The sequence below is a fragment of the uncultured Kiloniella sp. genome (assembly GCF_937128705.1).
Classification (GTDB): domain Bacteria; phylum Pseudomonadota; class Alphaproteobacteria; order Kiloniellales; family Kiloniellaceae; genus Kiloniella.
Window position 1 is genome coordinate 21,470 of sequence record NZ_CAKZMP010000156.1, and the last position, 18,145, is coordinate 39,614.

Genomic DNA, 18,145 nt, shown 5'->3' on the forward strand with positions numbered 1-18,145 from the left:
GGTGCCATATAAAAATAACGCGCAGTCGTGTGCACCCTTCTAACTTTTAAATCTCTAGTGAGAGCCTTATCCAATGGTCAAGATCGCGACTTGGAATGTCAATTCCATTAACAAACGACTTCCAAATGTTCTCGATTGGATTAAAACGGCTTCTCCTGATGTCCTTCTGCTACAAGAATTAAAAACTGTCGCAGAGAAGTTCCCCTATCTGGAATTTGAAGAACTTGGGTACCACGTAGAAGTTGTTGGTCAAAAAAGCTATAACGGCGTTGCGCTGATATCCAAAGAACCTATTACTGATGTCATCAGGGAATTACCTGGAGACCTTGAAGATGATCACGCCAGATACGTCGAAGGAACCACCTTTGGCATAAGGGTTGCCTCTATCTATCTGCCCAACGGTAATAACAACAGTAATCTGACGGATGAAATCAAATTTCCCTATAAATTAAAGTGGATGGACCGTCTTAACGCCCACGCCCAAAAACTATTAAAAACGGAACAACCCATTGTTCTTGCCGGGGATTACAACCTGATCCCAACAGACGATGACGTCTTTTCCCCAAAACGCTTTGAGGGCAGCGCGCACACCCATCCAAGTTCAAGGGATCGTTTTCGTGTGATGGAAAACCTTGGCTACACCGAAGCCTGGCGCGCACTCAATAAAGAAGCACATGTTTATAGCTATTGGGATTATCAGCGCAGTGCTTTTGATCATAACAACGGCATCCGTATAGATCTGATGATGCTGTCACCACAAGCCGCAGACATTCTAACGAGCTGCTGCATAGATAAAGATCCCCGTGGAAAAGAATCACCATCGGACCATACACCTGTGATGTGCGAACTATCTGCCTGACCCTGGGCTAATGACTTAGGCAAGCAATATGTTCTTCCCCCTATTTGATAACCTACCAAGACTCCTTATCGAAAAACCGTGGGTTACCATAGCCGCCATTTTTTGTTGCTGTCTTGTCTATCTTATTCAAGCCATATCACCAGAACCTTTTATGGCGCGAATGATATATGCCTTGGGCCTTATCCCCGACGTATTACTTGGAAACGCCCAACGCCCACAGTCTATTGATTGGGTCTCCCCCATATTCACTCTGGTTACCTATAATTTTCTGCATGGCAGCTTTATGCATCTTGCGGGTAACATGGTTTATCTTTGGGTATTTGGTGACAACATAGAAGACGCAATGGGACACTGGCGCTTTTTTGCCTTTTTTATCTGTTGCGGCATCATTGCTGGCATTGGACAAACCGTTATTACAGGGACGTCTCAAACTCCTATTGTCGGCGCAAGTGGAGCTGTATCTGGTATTCTCGGGGCTTACTTGCTGCAATACCCGAAAGCTAAGGTTCTCATTCCGATTTTTATGATCCCGATCTTCGTTCGCGCTTACCTGTTACTTATTTTTTGGATTGGCTTTCAAATTTTCTCAGCCTTTTTACCTGACCAATCCGGTGTAGCCTGGTGGGCACATATAATTGGATTTTTTGGCGGCATGGCCATATTTCCTTTTTTCCGACACAAAACCTTGCCACTGCTTTGTCCAGATGAACTTCCGCGCGGTATAAAAATACGCAATAAATCCAAATTTCACCGTGGATAAGTCAAGGGCCAGTACAATCCCTCTAAAAACAAGCCCTCGGATCTCCTAATTTTCCTTAGATTTGGTAACTTTTTTATTCTTTTGTGAAATAACCATGGACGTGAGCCCATGGATTACCTAATTATCTTACAAGAAACTTAATTTAAGACACGACGTAACGTTAGGATTATTACTGTGCCTGAGTATCGTTCAAGAACCTCCACCCATGGCAGAAACATGGCAGGTGCCCGCGGCCTATGGCGCGCGACTGGTATGAAAGATGATGATTTCGGAAAACCGATCATTGCCATAGCCAACTCATTCACACAGTTTGTCCCCGGCCATGTTCACCTGAAAGATCTAGGCGGACTGGTTGCCGATGAAATCGAAAAATCAGGCGGTGTTGCGAAAGAGTTCAATACCATTGCTGTAGATGATGGCATCGCTATGGGACACGACGGCATGCTTTATAGCCTGCCCTCACGCGAAGTCATTGCTGATGCCGTTGAATACATGTGTAACGCGCACTGTGCTGACGCTGTCGTTTGTATTTCCAACTGTGATAAAATCACCCCGGGTATGCTCATGGCTGCAATGCGCCTGAACATTCCTGCAATCTTTATTTCCGGTGGCCCAATGGAAGCCGGAAAAATCGTTCTGGATGGAAAAGAACGTAAACTAGATCTCGTTGATGCCATGGTTGATGCCGCGGATCCAAACGTCAGTGACGAAGATGTTGCTGCGATTGAAAGATCCGCTTGTCCAACCTGTGGTTCTTGTTCTGGAATGTTTACGGCAAACTCTATGAACTGCTTGAGTGAGGCCATGGGTCTTTCTCTTCCTGGTAACGGCTCCTTACTTGCAACCCATAAGAAACGTGGTGAACTATTCAGAGAAGCCGGCCGTCGTATTGTCGAGCTCGCAAAACGTTACTACCAAGAAGGTGATGAGAGCGTGACACCACGTGGTATAGCGAACTTTGAAACATATCAGAACGCTATGGTCCTCGACATTGCCATGGGTGGTTCAACAAATACAATCCTTCACATCCTTGCGATGGCAAAAGAGGGTGGTGTTGACTTCTCCATGTCAGACATTGATGCCCTTTCAAGAAAAGTACCTCAGTTGGCCAAAGTCGCGCCATCCACAACCAAGTACCATATGGAAGACGTCCACCGTGCTGGTGGTATTATGGGGCTTTTGGCTGAACTTGATCGCTGCGGACTAATTCATCGCGATCGCCCGACAGTTCACGAAAAAACACTCGGTGATGCGATTGATAAATGGGACATCATGACCACTGATGATCCCGAGGTGAAAAAGTTCTATTCTGCGGCACCCGGTGGCGTACGAACCACGGAAGCCTTCAGTCAAGATCGCTATTACTCATCTCTAGATGATGACCGTGCCAATGGCTGTATCCACAGTGGTGAGTATGCATTTAGCCAAGAAGGTGGTCTTGCTGTTTTGTTTGGAAACATTGCCCTGGACGGTTGCGTCGTTAAAACAGCTGGCGTCGATGATTCTATCCTGAAATTCACAGGAAGCGCACGCATTTTCGAATCCCAGGATGCAGCCGTAGCAGGCGTACTCAGCGGTGAAGTAGTCGCCGGTGATGTTGTTGTTATCCGCTACGAAGGCCCCAAAGGTGGCCCAGGTATGCAGGAAATGCTCTACCCGACCAGTTACCTGAAATCCATGGGACTTGGAAAAGCCTGTGCCCTTTTAACTGACGGGCGTTTCTCTGGCGGCACATCTGGTCTATCAATTGGTCACGCATCTCCTGAGGCAGCACAAGGTGGCGCAATCGGTCTTGTTGAGGCAGGTGATGCGATAGAAATTGATATTCCGAACCGGACAATTAACGTACTCGTCAGTGATGAAGAACTCGACATGCGCCGAAAAGCTATGGATGCCAAAGGCAAAGATGGCTGGAAGCCTGTGAAACCACGCGACCGCAAAGTAAGTTCAGCCCTTAAAGCCTACGCTCATTTCACAACATCGGCCGACAAAGGTGCTTATCGCGATGTTGATCAATACGACTGATAGATAAACATCTATCCTTAAGTAAAAAAAGGCCGCAGAGTTAATCAAAACTCTGCGGCCTTTTATTTATCTGGAAGGAATGTTTTCTTAGTTACCGAAACGCAAGAGAAATCATTTCCAGTAAAAAGTCCCTGCCCTTTTTATAAAGAACCTCTTGATCATTTCCTTTTGCATTTGCCAAAGGTGTCACCAGAGCTCTTTCAAAGTGGAAAATTAACGTTCCATGCTCCTGAAGCTCATATTCCGAAAGATATGCTCCTTGATTAGCCATCAGCTTGGCTAATCGTTTCGACAGAAGAATACTATGATCAAGATCCAATTGCCTTAGATCTTCATTCATCCCCATGGCTTTCAGCAATCGATCCCGAACAATTAAATCTGTTTGAACCTGATTGAGAGCATCAAATATTTTACTAAAAAGCTTACGCCATCCCATCTGCCTGGATTGTTTCATTTCCATGCGATCAAAGACGTCATCCATTTCACTCAACCATCTTTGATAAAGGGCAAAGATAATGGCTTCTTTGTTTGGAAAGAACTGATAGAGCGTTGCGATATTAACGTCGGCAAGTTCAGAAATACGGCGCGTGGTCAACTTGTCCACACTGCTCGTTGTCAACAATGTTGATGCAGCAAGCAATATTCTCTCAACACGCTGCTTAGATCTTTGCTGGGCTGGCAACCGCCGCCGGACTAATGTAAGGCTTGGAGTCATCTCGTAAATCTTTGGTTATCATTTTTTATGAGAATACTAAGACCAGAGATAATTTTATATACGTAGATAAACGTATAATGCCCTAAAACAGCATTTTTGCACTGCCATTCAAACACAAAAAAGCCGCCCAAATGAGCGGCTTTCTTATAAGTTCATCAAAATGACAAATATTTCTTTTAGAGATCGGCAATCCGCGCCAGCGCTTCATCCAGTTTTATTTTCACGGACATAAACTCTTCCCGACGGGCTTTCTTTTCCTCAACAACTTGTTCAGGTGCTCGGGAAACGAAATTTTCGTTCGAGAGTTGCTTGTCAATTTTCGCAATCTCTTCGAGCGTTTTTTCCATTTCTTTATTCAGGCGAGCTGTCTCTTGCTCAACGTCAATGATACCTTCAAGTGGTAGCGCGAAAGTCGCATCATCAAGCACAATCTGAATAGCTCCTTGCGGTAGATCTTCGTCTGTAAAATCAACAGAGGAAAGACCAGCAAGCCACTTCACAACATCTTTATACTGACCAATCTTAGCCTTGACTGCATCAGAACCGTCTTTGAGCAAAAGCGGTGCCTTTAGTTTTGGCGGGGTGTTGAGTTCCGCACGTGTAGCCCGGATATCAGAGATAAGCTTGATAACCCAATCCATCTCTTTATCAACATCAGCATCCGTATGGCGTTCGTCAAACTTTGGCCAAGACGAAGAAATAAGCGGTGTCGCCCCTTTATTGCCCAGGTTTTCCCAAAGTTCCTCGGTAATATACGGCATAATTGGATGTAACAAATGAAGTGTTTGCGCCAAAACCCATGCAATAGTCGCTTTGGTTTCTTTAGTCGTTGCCTCATTCCCCGCAGCCAATACAGGCTTTGTGAATTCCACATACCAGTCACAGTATTCATTCCAGAAGAAACGATAAAGCGCGTTGGCGGCATCGTTAAAACGGTAATCATCCAGTGCTTTGTCAACGGCCCCAGTCGCAGCAGCAACACGCCCGACGATCCACTTATTAATCGGCTCGTTACAGCTCAGCGGATCAAAACCCGGATCGTAAACAGCACCATTCATCTGGCTATAGATCGATGCATTCCAGAGCTTGGTTCCAAAGTTGCGATAGCCTTCAACACGGGATGATGCCAGTTTGATATCACGACCAGGTGCCGCCATCGCCGCAAGAGTAAACCTTAATGCATCACAACTGTATTCAGAAATAACTTCCAGAGGGTCAATAACATTACCCTTGGACTTGGACATCTTTTGTCCGTTTTCGTCGCGCACAAGTGCGTGGATATAAACGGTCTTAAACGGCACCTCTTTCATAAAGTGCATGCCCATCATCATCATTCTGGCAACCCAGAAGAAGATAATGTCAAAACCAGTCACCAACACATCACCGGGATAATAGCGCTCAAGCTCTTTCGTTGTTTCTGGCCATCCAATAGTAGAGAAAGGCCAAAGAGCAGATGAGAACCAAGTATCCAGAACATCTGGATCCCGGGTCAGTTCAACTTCTTTGCCAAATTTAGCCAAAGCAGCTGCTTTGGCTTCTTCTTCAGTTTCTTCGACAAAAATTTCACCGTCAGGACCGTACCACGCCGGAATTTGGTGGCCCCACCACAATTGACGGGACACACACCATGGTTGGATATTACGCATCCAATCATAGTAGGTGTTTTCCCATTGTTTAGGGACGATTTCAGTCTTGCCAGTTTCAACAGCTTCCAAAGCCGGTTTGGCAAGTGTCGCGGCATCAACATACCATTGATCAGTAAGCCATGGTTCAATTGGAACGTTTGATCTGTCGCCATAAGGAACAGAGTTCAAGTGGTCATCAATCTTGTCGAGAAGTCCAAGCTCTTCAAATTTGGCAACAATTTTCTTACGCGCAACAAAACGATCCAGTCCTTGATAATCATCCGGCGCATTTTCATTGATGTGCGCGAATTTATCAAAAACATTGATCATTTCCAGATTACAGCGGCGACCAACTTCAAAGTCGTTGAAATCGTGCGCAGGGGTAATTTTTACCGCACCAGAACCCGTTTCAGGGTCAGCATATTCATCCGCAACAATCGGGATCAAGCGACCAACAATCGGCAACTTCACATTCTTGCCGATCAGGTCTTTGTAACGATCATCATCAGGATGCACAGCAACACCGGTATCACCCAGCATTGTTTCAGGGCGAGTAGTGGCAACAACAATGTATTTACCGTCTTCGCCATCAATCGGATAACGGAAATGCCAAAGCTTACCGTTACTTTCTTTTTGAACAACTTCAAGATCAGAAATCGCAGTCAGAAGCTTTGGATCCCAGTTTACAAGACGTTTGTCTTTATAGATCAAACCTTCTTTATGAAGCTGAACAAAAACCTTGCGAACAGCTTCTGAAAGCCCTTCGTCCATTGTAAAGCGTTCACGCGGCCAATCAGCAGAAGCACCGAGATGACGAAGCTGCTTAACAATTGCTCCGCCGGACTCTTCTTTCCACTCCCAAACAGAATTCAGGAATTTTTCGCGACCAAGATCGTGTCTGGAAATTCCCTTTTCAGCCAACTGGCGTTCAACAACCATCTGGGTTGCGATACCTGCGTGGTCAGTTCCTGGTTGCCAGAGAACATCATGACCTTTCATGCGCTTATACCGAACAAGGACGTCTTGCAGGGTAAAAGTCAAAGCATGGCCCATGTGGAGATTCCCCGTGACGTTCGGTGGGGGCATCATAATGGTATAAGGGTCAGACGGGGAATTAGGATCTGCGGAGAAAGCTCCGGATTTTTCCCAACGCTCGTAATGCTTTGCCTCAACTTTTTCAGGGCAATAGGTTTTGTCCAGCATTACTGGGTTCCTCTTAACTAAATATTCTATGTGAAATAATGCTAGCATTTGCTAGCAGTTTCGGAAGAAAAAAGAAAGTCCGAGCCTTATAAATCTTCGGCCCGGCGCACCATCTTTTTAATTTCCTCGCGGACAATCCGCTCAACCATAGGGCCTAAGCGGACATCAAGCCATGCTTTAAGCTCGGGGACGAGTGCTTCGCGAACGATATCTTCTAGGGTTTTTCCTGTACCAATGGCTAAGGAACGCTGCACAACAGCAGCACGCGCTATTTCAGATAGCGCCGAGGACGTTGAATCCTGAGTTTCTTCCTGAAGGATACTATCAGCATCAGGCGCATCAAGATCGATATCGTTACCCACATCAAAACTTACAGGTTCATCTACGGGCGTTTCAGATACTGCAGCAACCTCGATCTCGTCTTCAACTTCATCAAAAGAAATATCTCCGAGATCATCATCTTCAACAGACTCTAGATCAGATTCCATTTCAGGTTCGTCAACTGCGGCTGCGGCTTCAACTTCAATCTCGTCATCTTCAGGCTCATCCTCTTCGGGCTCACCCATTGATGCTCTAAAGTCTTCTTCAATCGAATCTTCATCAGAAGCCGCTTCTAAAGGGCCCTCTTCCATATCAGATTCTTCAGGGACAGACTCATCGTCCTCAGAAACCTCATCGGTTAGCTCGAGAACATCATCCTCTTCTGCTTCAGGTTCTGCTGCCGCAGGCTCTTGTGCCTGAGCTTCATCCCCCTCACCTTTGGCTCCATCACCTTCTGGATCGTCTTCGGAAATAATTCGGCGAATTGATGCCAGAATTTCTTCCATTGATGGTTCACCCTGGGCTTCTTGATCACTCATTGAAATGCTGTCCCACCGCTTCCTTAACTGCGAACACTACCTGTTACCAATACAATTTCGGTAATATACGTTAGATATTATTGAAAAAGAAGGGCTTTTGCACGCCTATTTTTCAATACCCAACCCAAACCACTTATCTCTCACGTTATTATAGTCTTCTGCCGGATCAAAGACATTAACAGGCAAACCAATATACTGTGCAGTCATTTGCCCCATAGAGCTCAAAACCTGATAAGTAGCAACAACTTCATCTCGTTGTGCTCTGACAAGGTTAACCTGTGCATCCAGAAGTTCCTGTTCAGCATCAAGTACATCCAACACCGTTCTTTCACCAACTTCTTCTTCCTGGCGCACACCGTCCAAGGCAATTTCAGCGGCATCAACAGAAGACGTAAAGGATTTGATCTGTGCCTGAGAACTAATCAGATTTTCCCAAGATGATACGCCTTGTTGCTCAACCGCACGCATCTGCTCAACAATTTGGATTCTACGCTGATTTGCAGTTTGCTTAGCCTGACGCACCCGACTGCTAACCAACCCCTGTTGATAAATCGGCACAACCAACTGCGCCAAAATTTCACCAGATGTGCTATCAATATCCTCACCAGATGTTTCGTCAGAACGACTGACCCGTCCGACCAATGACAAGTCCGGGTATAGTTCGCCAGTTATTTCCCTGACTTGGTTTTTGGACGCCATTTCATTGTATTTAGCAGCAAGAAGTGCCGGATTATTTTCTCGCGCTACACCTAAAAGTTCATCTTCACTTGCGGGTAAAACAGCGAAAGGATTAGGACGCGCCAGTGCTTCATCAGGATACTCGCCAACCACCTCTTCAAACACGGCCTTTGAAGAATTTAACGTTCCTTCCGAAGCAATACGCTGAGCAGTAGAAGTCGAATATCTGGATTCTGCTTGTGCAACATCCGTCCTTGTTAACTCACCAACATCAAAACGATCACGTGTTGCTTCAAACTGTCTTGCCAGAACTCTTTCATTGTTAATGTTAAGATCTAGAATAGCTTGATCACGCCAGACATCCGCATAGGCGGTTACTGCCCGTAACAGAACATCCTGTTCCACAGAGGTAACAGACGCACGCTCGGCAAGTACTAGATTTTCTGCTTGCTCTGTTGCCGCCTGAGTACGTCCTCCCTGATAGAGAGATTGCGTTACCTGTAATGTAGCATTCAATGGCTGTGTATTATCAGTAGAATCTCCGGTTGGGGTGTCAGTATCAGTTCTGCGGACCCCAGCAGAAGACGTAATTCTGACATCAGGCCGCCAAGCAGATAGCGCTTGAGGAACACCTTCGTTAACAGATTTCAAGCCAGTTTGCGCACTAGACAGTGATGGATTGGTCTCATAGGCCTTAATCAAAGACTCATTCAGGGTTTGAGCCATAACACCGCCGCCCCCAAAGCCGCCGGAAAGCCCAGTGTAAACTGCGACACTAACAATGGCACATCGACTTAAAAGCGCTTTTTTCGTGTTTCCGATAGATTTAATCATCACGTTGTCCAAAATTAATCCAATGCCAAACTTAATCTGATAACGGCCCCGCATTGCGCGGATACCTATATAATGAAATGAAACCGTATATGTGGTTTATATCTGTGTCTTTTAAGAGCATACAAAAAGTTATTAAACAGGTCACAGGCTATTTACAACTTTTTGTACATATAAAAACTGGCGCAAACTGCGCCAGCCTTCCTACAAGCTTTAACGTATAACCTTAGTGCGACCTGTCGTCAGAATATATGACCCAACATTTAAAATTGGATACATATTTGGTAGAGCATCAAAATCTATTAAAATGAAAATGCTTCTTTGGCTTCAAAGCCTGGTAACAAAGGTGTATTCGCATCAAAAATCACGCGACCGGAACAATTCCCTGCATGCTTTTCAATCAAGGTTGCATGCCCCAGCGTCTGTTTATTTCGGGCATTTACGTCCTGAACAACTGCAATCAAACGCCCATTTTCAGCCAATTGTTCTAGTAGAGAATCTGGAACTTCAGAAACGGCTCCACCAAAAACAATTAAGTCGTAGGGGGCTTGTTTCGGATAACCTTCAGTCAATTCAGCCTTAACAGCAACGGCATTTTCTGTTCCGTGCGATGCGAAGCGCTCATTCATCGAATCAACCAGCTCATCCGTATCTTCGATTGCCACAACAACACTGACAACTTTGGATAACACAGATGCGGTGTAGCCAGTCCCTGCACCAACAACCAGCGCCGTATCATTTTCCTTGGGGTCAATAGATTGAAGCATACGTGCAAGAACCATTGGTTCCATCAAATAGCGGCCATGGTCCAGCGCCAAGTCTTCATCTACATAGGCAATAGCTTTTGAAGCTTCCGGTACGTATTCTTCTCGTGCCACATTTTCAAACGCAGACAACACACCGTCATGCGTCACCTTATTGGTGCGCAACTGGCAATTAATCATGTTCATGCGAGCTTGTTCAAAGTTATTCATCGTTAGAAACGCCGATTATCTGTAAAAATTTTGTGGGATAATAACCAAGTGCCCCCAACCTTTCCAGATAAAGTATCCGTTTTTATTATTTTTATCTAGTTAACAAAGGTTCTTACAGGGCCTCAACCCAACAATAAGATCCCTTACCCCTACTTTTCACGCCTAAATTACATTGCCAACAGTCCTCCAGCACATAAATGAAACTGGAATCGAGATTGATCTCTTGACCTTCACGATAACCACTACTATACACTGCGGCACTGCCAACGAATAAGTATTCGTCAGGATGGCCCGGTGGCAGAGTGGTGATGCAGAGGACTGCAAATCCTTGTACGTCGGTTCGATTCCGGCCCGGGCCTCCAAAATATTCATCTTTATGATACCCCCTAATATTTAAAAATCATCCCGATACATAACCTCGATTAGCAGTGTGTTCTGTTGATTTTATGCATGCTGAATAATAAAACCCTACGCCGTATCTCCTGTATTAGGGTCGCCAGTGCTGAATTACCACCAGAGAATCAACAGTGTCAGATTAATCGCATCAGTATTTGATCAGAGTCTTATTACTAGGTAGATGCTTTTAAATCAGAAAACTATATCCGATTTTCTATCAGATATCGTGCGAATTATCCTCACTCTTGGTCTTTATCCTTTTGTTAAAAGCCAGAAACCAAGGATAAGAATCTATTTTTCACCTCAGATAAATCTAGCGAAGTCATAAGCGCCTCAAGCCTTTGATTTAAAAGGAACAAAAAAAATTAAAAAAAATGCATAAAAGTTATTGCCAGCATGTAACACCACTGTTATAACCCAACCCGTCGCCAACGAGGCGGCACAAACATTGATCCGCGATAGCTCAGTTGGTAGAGCAGGTGACTGTTAATCACCCTGTCGCAGGTTCGAGTCCTGCTCGCGGAGCCATTACAAAAACCCTAAGTTGTTGAATATCAACGACTTAGGGTTTTTTGTTACTTTGATCTAAAAAATATCAAACGAAAAACTAAAACACGTTTACAAACCTTTGCTGGTATAAGTCTTTGCATGCAAGCAATATTATAATTGTCGACCAACCAAGTTTGCTGGATTTTGGCTACACAAATATACCCACAAAAAAGTTTAGAACCTATAGAGAATTATAAAATGAAATATTGTATAGCCCTTATCTTTGTTTTTATCAGCGGCACTGCTTTTTCGACTGAAATCAAGACAGGAAATCAACTTTATCAAGCCTGTAAAACTGAACAAAAAGGCTGTGATACACACATACGGGCAGTTTACGATACTCTTGAATACAGAGAGTTAATGTGTCCGCCCGACAACATCACAAACAAAGAAGTAAAAGACATTATAGTCCAAGAACTTCAAGAAAACCCCCAAACCCGGCACAAGCCATCAATTGACCTAATTATGGTTTGGCTCCTAAAACGTTGGCCTTGCACATAGGTATAACGGGGTGAGAGAAAAGTATCCCTAGTTTTTTTATCTTAAATAAAATCAAAATCTTACCCAGGCAAAAAAGAGGCAGAAAGACAATAATAGATCTTTCTGCCTCTCGTTGTATTAAGACCCTGAAGGGCCTTTTATCACAAAAAGAAATAGCCTTTACTTCACGGCTGTAATTTTATCATTTATTGCATACAACACACATTCGTTATTAGAGGATTTGGCTTTACATATTTCAAGCGCAGTTAACTTCAATTTATTATAAGGAGCCACTTCCTGTGATCTGGCCCGCGCTGTTGTTCCATCTTTGCTAATCGCAAAGGCAAGATTAACATCATCATTTTTGATACTAACCAAATCTAAATATCTGCCAAATGCAGTTTTTTGCCCGGAAGTAATTTCAAATTTCTTAGGATCGTAAAGATCTACCTTGATTTCTTCTTCTGGCTTGGTCTTTTTTTCCCAAACAATTTTGCCGCCAATATCATAAATCTTACAAGGCTTTCCATTTGAATGCTCTTCACAAACCTTGATGGCTTTCGGCATAGATTGTAACCTCGAACCGCGACATTGAATTTCACGACAATAATACCATCCCCAACTGGTGCTTACGTCTTTTGTCACCGCAAACGCACGCGGATTAGAGTTTAAATATTTTTCATACGATTTTTGTGCACTAGAGCTCAACATAATTGGCCCGGAGCCAACTAAAGAAGATGTCGTCGCCCCCTTACACCCCATGGTAAACAGTACCAAACATAATACGATCAGTCGTCTCATAAATATTCCCCCAGTTTTAAGCTGAATTCGAAGCTTGAAATGTCCTCAAAATATACCCTTTCCTTTACAGATAACAAGCAAACCAAACAACCCAAAAGAGAAAAATATTATAGCAAAACGTCTTTTACGATGACAAATTCATTATGTAGAGTACGGCTAAATAACATTTTTACACTGATTACGATAAATTCAATTTTGCAATTTATCCCGAGAGTTATATAAAGATAAAAATTTATTAACTATAATTTCAGGCTAATGATCCGCGACAGACATATGGCACTCAAACTATTCAGAAGCTCAGCATTGGCTTTATCCATGGCGTTTTACATCGCCCCAACGATATCTTTTGCTGATGGTATTCTTTTCGCCAGAACAGCACAGGAAGCACAGGATAATGGCAATCTGGAACTCGCTATAGAATATTACACGCAGGCTTTGAATGAAGGTGATCTGTCAAAAAAACATCAAGCTTATGTCCTAAACAACCGCGGCACTCTTTTTCAGGACCTAAACCTACCTATCGAAGCAGAACAAGATTTTATTCAGTCTATAGAACGCTTACCAACCTATGGGGATGCTTACTTTAACCTAACCTCTCTCTACCTCGTTCAAAACAAAAATGACGAAGCTCTATCTTGGTTAAACAAAGCTCTGATTGAAATCCCCGAGGACGCTGAGCTTTTGTTAAAAAGAGGCACTCTCTACCGGGAACAAAACGAAATTGAAGCCGCTCTTCAGGATGTCTCTCAAGCCGTATTAATAAAACCAGAGTTGGGGAAAATTTTAATCAACGAGAGTAACGTCTATCTCGGCACCTATATAGATTATGCAACAATAGATCATTTTATTACGATTTTATCAGAAGAACCGCCGTCGTTAGATGCCTACATTAAACGCGCGAAGGCCTATCTCAGCACAGGATTTCTTGAGCAAGCTTTGGCAGATGCCGAATACGTTATAGAGTTAGAGCCAAAATCGTTTGATGCTTACCAAGCAAAAGCAATTATTCTCTTTTCACAAGGCGCCTACGATAAGGCCATTCGCGCTTTTGATCTTGCCCTACATTACGCCCCGAATAATCCTGAAATTTTTTATAACCGGGGGCGCCTATACAAAAGTCTCGGCGATAACAATAACGCCTCTTTTGACTTTCAAATGGCTTACAGCATCAACAGGCAGGAAAAAAAGTACCGGAGAGAACTCAAAGAACTTGGTCTCGTTAAATAGTCTGCTCGCGATTAGAAGTTTGTACGATAAATTGAATTAACCCGTCAGAAAAATTAATCAGCGGCTATTATTTTGATCGAAAAGTTTGGCGATACGCCTTTGTTGGGTGACGCTAAGTGATGGCCAGATTTTATCCATATTTTCTTTAGCTTCTTTAGCCCCCGCCAAATATGCCCGTCCGTACCAAATATACGCAGCTTCGTTCGGATCTAGTTCTTTTTTGGTTTTAGGCATCATGCCCTGAACATACATCCAAGCCAATAACTCCATGGCTTCTTTATCGCCTGAATTGGCCTGTTTACTGATCGTGATCAGGTCCTGCTTGTATAGCTTCCCACCTTGAACATTTCTTGCGGCACCTACTCTATTTTCCAGCACTTTCGCCGCCTTTAGCATTCTTTCTGCTTCGGCTTTTTTATTATCCTCTAGCGTATCACGATATGTAGTGTAGGATTTATCTATATCGATTTCTTCTGGTAGGTCTGAACACCAATCCGGCGGTGTATAATCCGCACCACATTGATCCCAGTTTTCTAACTGCGAAGATTTATCCCAATTTTTATAACCTGACTTTTCGGATGCATTTACGTTCCCGGCATACGCAAAAAACAAAAGCGCGAGGGACAATAACCTTATAAAATGGGTACGAATCTTCATCACATATAACATAGTTGTTAATTTTATCAGAACCAAAGCTAAGATATTGTAAACGAGAAACAGTTTATACCCAAGCAGTCGCAGAACACAAAAAAACAATAAGTTTTCGTCTTGGTTCTATGGTACTTCTTGATTAAGGGTACTCCCAGATTTCCTGATCTTTAGCGTCAGGTCCGCAATATGGAAGCTTGAATGAAAGAAGATAATGATCACAAACTTGATCGTGTAAACCAGATTTGGGTAGACGAAGCGGCTGTTTCTCATCGTAACTATCTGGACGGACGCGTCGGCGGAGCGCGATTATTCCTTTCTTTTAAAGATGCGAGAAAACTTAACTTTTCCAATCTTCAGCTAGACACAGCTGAAATGGTCGGTGCCGATTTGGTCAATACAGATTTCACCAAAACCAAAATGGAACGGGTCAACCTTTTTGGCGCCGACTTATCCGACGCGGTTATGAGAGAATGCTCACTACGAAAAAGTGACCTACGCGGTGTTTGCCTTGAGAATGCCGACCTAGAAAACGCGACACTATCCGGAGCAGATATTCGAAATGGCTTTATACTTATCAGAAAACCAGATGGTACCTATGTTCCGGTAAAACATGACGAAGCGTCTAATTTTGATGGTATTAACCTGAAAGATGCTGATCTTAGTGATGCCAAGCTTGGCCGAGTCATAGGCCGCAGGACAAACTTGACCAATGTAAATTTCAAGAATGCAGATCTGTCCGGGGCGGTAATGGCGAATTCTGACGTCAGTGGGTCCATCTTTACAGGTGCAGATTTAACCGATGCAGATTTTAGCGGCTGCGTATTCCATGGCGCAAACTTAAGCGGCGCCCTATTGAATAACACCAATATGGAAGGTGCTGACCTAACCGCTGCCCATTTCAGTAACAGCGACATGACCTACGCCAATACTCATCAGGCCAGTCTGCCCAGAAGCATCGACGATCTTGATCGATCAATACGGGATATCCTCGAAGATCATCTCGTGTGGATCAATTCTCTTGGTCGAAAAGGAAAACAAGCAATTTTAACGGAGTATGATCTGCAAGCCAATGATCTGGCAGGTATCAATCTTCAGGCCGCAGAGCTTTCCTTAACCAACCTGTCCAACTGTACGTTCCTCGCCAGTCGTCTTAATATGGCCAATATGTCTGGTGTTATGGCCTTGAACTCTGACTTTAGTGATGCAGATCTTCGTGGCGTGAAATTGGAAAAAGCAAATCTGACCGGAGCAAGCCTTCGACACTGCCGCCTCTCCCCCATGATGATCTTAGGTACGCAAGGCAACTCTGTATCTGCAAACCTTAAAAACTGCTGTCTTGATCAAACAGACCTTGAGAGCGCGAACCTGCGTTATGCAAATTTAACTGGTGCCCGGGTTCGCTTTGCCAATCTCGCCAACGCTGATCTTTCAAATGCTAAATGTGTCGATGTTGACTTTACTGGGGCAGATTTGCGAAGTGCGAACCTTGAAAATGCCGACTTACGTGGGTGCAAAGGCTTAATACTGGAATAAACACACTTGCTTTTTGTACTATAATCTAAACCACATTTTCTATTGTAATTTACAATCAAGGCCCCTAATTTCTCATCATGGATAAAACAGCGTATAAAATCGGCGAATTGAACGAATCTGGCCAAGTGGAAGTTATTGAGAAAGCGACCTCATTTAAAGGTTATTTCCAAGTTGACACCTACCGCTTTCGTCACTCTCTATTCAAAGGGGGCCTCTCTCAGGAAGTTCAGCGGGAAATTTTTGAACGCGGTCACGCAGCTGCGGTGCTTCCCTTTGATCATAAATCAGGCGAAATTATTCTGATCGAGCAGTTTCGTCCCGGTGCCTTTGCAGCTTCTCAGGCCCCGTGGCTTTTAGAGGTTGTAGCTGGAATTATCGAAGAGAATGAAAACCCGGAAGAATTAAGTCACCGTGAAGCCATGGAAGAAGCCGGTTGCACATTAGGACGCTTGAAAAAAATCGGAACCTTTCTAATGACACCCGGGGGAAGCTCGGAAACGATTACTTTATTTTGTGGTGAAATTCTGGATCACAAGAAACAAGATTCTTATGGGCTAGACCATGAAGGTGAAGACATACGCACACATACAATGAAAGCCGAACAAGGTTTTAGGCTTATGTCTGAAGGAAAAATTACCAATGCGATTACAGCAATAGCACTTCAATGGTTGGAATTAAATCAGACAGCGCTTACATCTGTATGGTCTAATGAAACGAATAATGGCTAACCTCTAAAAAATACCTACCCGCTGAAGTAAGCAACAGAAAATACGAATTCAACTTATACCTACGGACGACAAAAATGGATATTCGCGACGGATTTATTGACAGCATTGGCAACACGCCTCTTATTCGCCTAAAACGGGCGTCAGAGGAAACAGGTTGTGAAATCCTTGGAAAAGCCGAGTTCCTGAACCCTGGCGGATCAATCAAGGACAGAGCAGCATGGGCAATTGTTAAAGATGCCGAAGAAAAAGGCATCCTAAAGCCCGGCGGCGTTATTGTCGAAGGCACAGCCGGGAATACCGGTATTGGCCTAGCTCTTGTCGCACGTGCGCGTGGGTACCGTTGCGCCATTGTTATTCCGGAAACGCAGTCACAAGAGAAAAAAGATATGTTGCGCCTCTGCGGTGCGGAACTCTACGAAGTACCTGCGGCGCCCTACAAAGACCCGAACAACTACGTTCATTACTCGCAAAGACTGGCACAGGAACTTGCTGGACAGGAACCAAACGGTGTTATCTGGGCGAATCAGTTTGATAATGTTGCCAACCGTCAGGGGCATATTGAAACCACTGCCCAAGAAATCTGGAAACAAACCGACGGCAAAGTCGATGGCTATGTCAGTGCAGTTGGTACCGGTGGAACACTAGCCGGGGTTTCAATGGGACTGAAAGAGCACAACAAAAACATTCAAATCGCCTTGGCTGACCCTCATGGTGCGGCGCTCTATAGCTATTACAAACATGGCGAGCTGAAATCAGAAGGATCTTCCATTACCGAAGGCATCGGTCAAGGACGTATCACTGCCAACCTGAAAGGTGCTGTGATTGACGAGGCATTCCGTATTAGTGATGAAACAGCGATTCCTTTGGTATTCAACCTCTTTGAGGAAGAAGCACTCTGCCTTGGTGGCTCCAGCGGTGTAAACATTGCTGGCGCAATCGAACTCGCCAAGAAAATGGGCCCGGGCCACACCATCGTCACCATGCTTTGTGATGCTGGAACGCGTTACACCAGCAAGCTATATAACCCAGAATTCCTGAAAGAACGCGGCCTCCCCGTCCCCAAATGGGTTGCCTAAAACTCTCAAGATCAACAAATTTCCACCATTAAAGGCCGCTCATTGAGCGGCCTTTAATGTATCAGGACAATATTTTTAATAATTTACTCGCTAAAAACTACACCTTGGCTTAAGCGCATGATAACTTTGTGCGAAATAAAAAAGACAACCTGCCGAATTCCTTCGAGGTACCCA

Annotated in this window: 15 protein-coding genes and 2 tRNA genes; 10 read left to right on the forward strand and 7 right to left on the reverse strand. The window is 44.2% G+C overall.

Features of this window, described 5'->3' with window-relative positions; genetic code table 11:
- The first annotated feature begins 73 nt into the window (after positions 1–73).
- From xth to ilvD, 3 genes are all read left to right on the forward strand, one after another.
- Positions 74–859: an exodeoxyribonuclease III gene (gene xth, locus Q0241_RS08830; RefSeq protein WP_299376210.1), complete on the forward strand. Its 786-nt coding sequence runs from the start codon at positions 74–76 to the stop codon at positions 857–859.
- A 151-nt stretch (positions 860–1,010) separates the two neighbouring features.
- Positions 1,011–1,619 carry a rhomboid family intramembrane serine protease gene (locus Q0241_RS08835; RefSeq protein WP_299376213.1) on the forward strand — a complete coding sequence of 203 codons (609 nt, stop codon included), beginning with the start codon at positions 1,011–1,013 and terminating at the stop codon, positions 1,617–1,619.
- 174 nt (positions 1,620–1,793) lie between these two features.
- A complete protein-coding gene (gene ilvD, locus Q0241_RS08840) occupies positions 1,794–3,644 on the forward strand; it encodes a dihydroxy-acid dehydratase (protein ID WP_299376216.1) in 1,851 nt (616 codons plus the stop codon).
- 91 nt (positions 3,645–3,735) lie between these two features.
- Here ilvD and Q0241_RS08845 read toward each other — a convergent pair whose 3' ends face one another.
- The 5 genes from Q0241_RS08845 to Q0241_RS08865 all read right to left on the reverse strand — a co-directional run bounded on the left by Q0241_RS08845 (position 3,736) and on the right by Q0241_RS08865 (position 10,530).
- Positions 3,736–4,359: a TetR/AcrR family transcriptional regulator gene (locus Q0241_RS08845; RefSeq protein WP_299376219.1), complete on the reverse strand. Its 624-nt coding sequence runs from the start codon at positions 4,357–4,359 to the stop codon at positions 3,736–3,738.
- Positions 4,360–4,535: 176 nt separating this feature from the next.
- Positions 4,536–7,187, reverse strand: coding sequence for a valine--tRNA ligase (locus Q0241_RS08850; protein ID WP_299376221.1), 2,652 nt, complete (start codon positions 7,185–7,187; stop codon positions 4,536–4,538).
- 86 nt (positions 7,188–7,273) lie between these two features.
- On the reverse strand, positions 7,274–8,047 hold the full coding sequence (locus Q0241_RS08855; protein ID WP_299376224.1) for a DUF2497 domain-containing protein: 774 nt from the start codon (positions 8,045–8,047) through the stop codon (positions 7,274–7,276).
- A gap of 105 nt (positions 8,048–8,152) precedes the next feature.
- Positions 8,153–9,613 carry a TolC family outer membrane protein gene (locus Q0241_RS08860; RefSeq protein WP_299376227.1) on the reverse strand — a complete coding sequence of 487 codons (1,461 nt, stop codon included), beginning with the start codon at positions 9,611–9,613 and terminating at the stop codon, positions 8,153–8,155.
- A gap of 245 nt (positions 9,614–9,858) precedes the next feature.
- A complete protein-coding gene (locus Q0241_RS08865) occupies positions 9,859–10,530 on the reverse strand; it encodes a protein-L-isoaspartate O-methyltransferase (RefSeq protein ID WP_299376230.1) in 672 nt (223 codons plus the stop codon).
- 288 nt (positions 10,531–10,818) lie between these two features.
- On the opposite strand from Q0241_RS08865, the gene Q0241_RS08870 reads away from it, so the two are divergent.
- From Q0241_RS08870 to Q0241_RS22555, 3 genes are all read left to right on the forward strand, one after another.
- Positions 10,819–10,892: transfer RNA gene (locus Q0241_RS08870), tRNA-Cys, on the forward strand.
- A 486-nt stretch (positions 10,893–11,378) separates the two neighbouring features.
- Positions 11,379–11,454: transfer RNA gene (locus tag Q0241_RS08875), tRNA-Asn, on the forward strand.
- A 219-nt stretch (positions 11,455–11,673) separates the two neighbouring features.
- Complete coding sequence (locus Q0241_RS22555; protein WP_366941161.1) at positions 11,674–11,976, forward strand: Rap1a/Tai family immunity protein; 303 nt, start codon at positions 11,674–11,676, stop codon at positions 11,974–11,976.
- Between the two features lie 159 nt (positions 11,977–12,135).
- Here the strand turns inward: Q0241_RS22555 and Q0241_RS08880 are convergent, their stop codons facing one another.
- Positions 12,136–12,756: a hypothetical protein gene (locus tag Q0241_RS08880; protein ID WP_299376233.1), complete on the reverse strand. Its 621-nt coding sequence runs from the start codon at positions 12,754–12,756 to the stop codon at positions 12,136–12,138.
- Between the two features lie 273 nt (positions 12,757–13,029).
- On the opposite strand from Q0241_RS08880, the gene Q0241_RS08885 reads away from it, so the two are divergent.
- On the forward strand, positions 13,030–13,983 hold the full coding sequence (locus Q0241_RS08885) for a tetratricopeptide repeat protein (protein ID WP_299376236.1): 954 nt from the start codon (positions 13,030–13,032) through the stop codon (positions 13,981–13,983).
- A 57-nt stretch (positions 13,984–14,040) separates the two neighbouring features.
- Here Q0241_RS08885 and Q0241_RS08890 read toward each other — a convergent pair whose 3' ends face one another.
- Entirely contained in the window at positions 14,041–14,640 is a 600-nt protein-coding gene (locus Q0241_RS08890; RefSeq protein ID WP_299376239.1) for a hypothetical protein, read from the reverse strand.
- 192 nt (positions 14,641–14,832) lie between these two features.
- On the opposite strand from Q0241_RS08890, the gene Q0241_RS08895 reads away from it, so the two are divergent.
- The 3 genes from Q0241_RS08895 (at position 14,833) to Q0241_RS08905 (ending at position 17,971) form a co-directional block, all read left to right on the forward strand.
- Complete coding sequence (locus Q0241_RS08895) at positions 14,833–16,167, forward strand: pentapeptide repeat-containing protein (protein WP_299376242.1); 1,335 nt, start codon at positions 14,833–14,835, stop codon at positions 16,165–16,167.
- Positions 16,168–16,244: 77 nt separating this feature from the next.
- The gene (locus Q0241_RS08900) at positions 16,245–16,895 is read left to right on the forward strand and encodes an NUDIX domain-containing protein (RefSeq protein WP_299376245.1); all 651 of its coding nucleotides are present in this window, start codon (positions 16,245–16,247) and stop codon (positions 16,893–16,895) included.
- 74 nt (positions 16,896–16,969) lie between these two features.
- Positions 16,970–17,971, forward strand: a complete 1,002-nt coding sequence (locus Q0241_RS08905) for a cysteine synthase A (RefSeq protein ID WP_299376247.1) — start codon at positions 16,970–16,972, stop codon at positions 17,969–17,971.
- Positions 17,972–18,145: the final 174 nt, after the last annotated feature.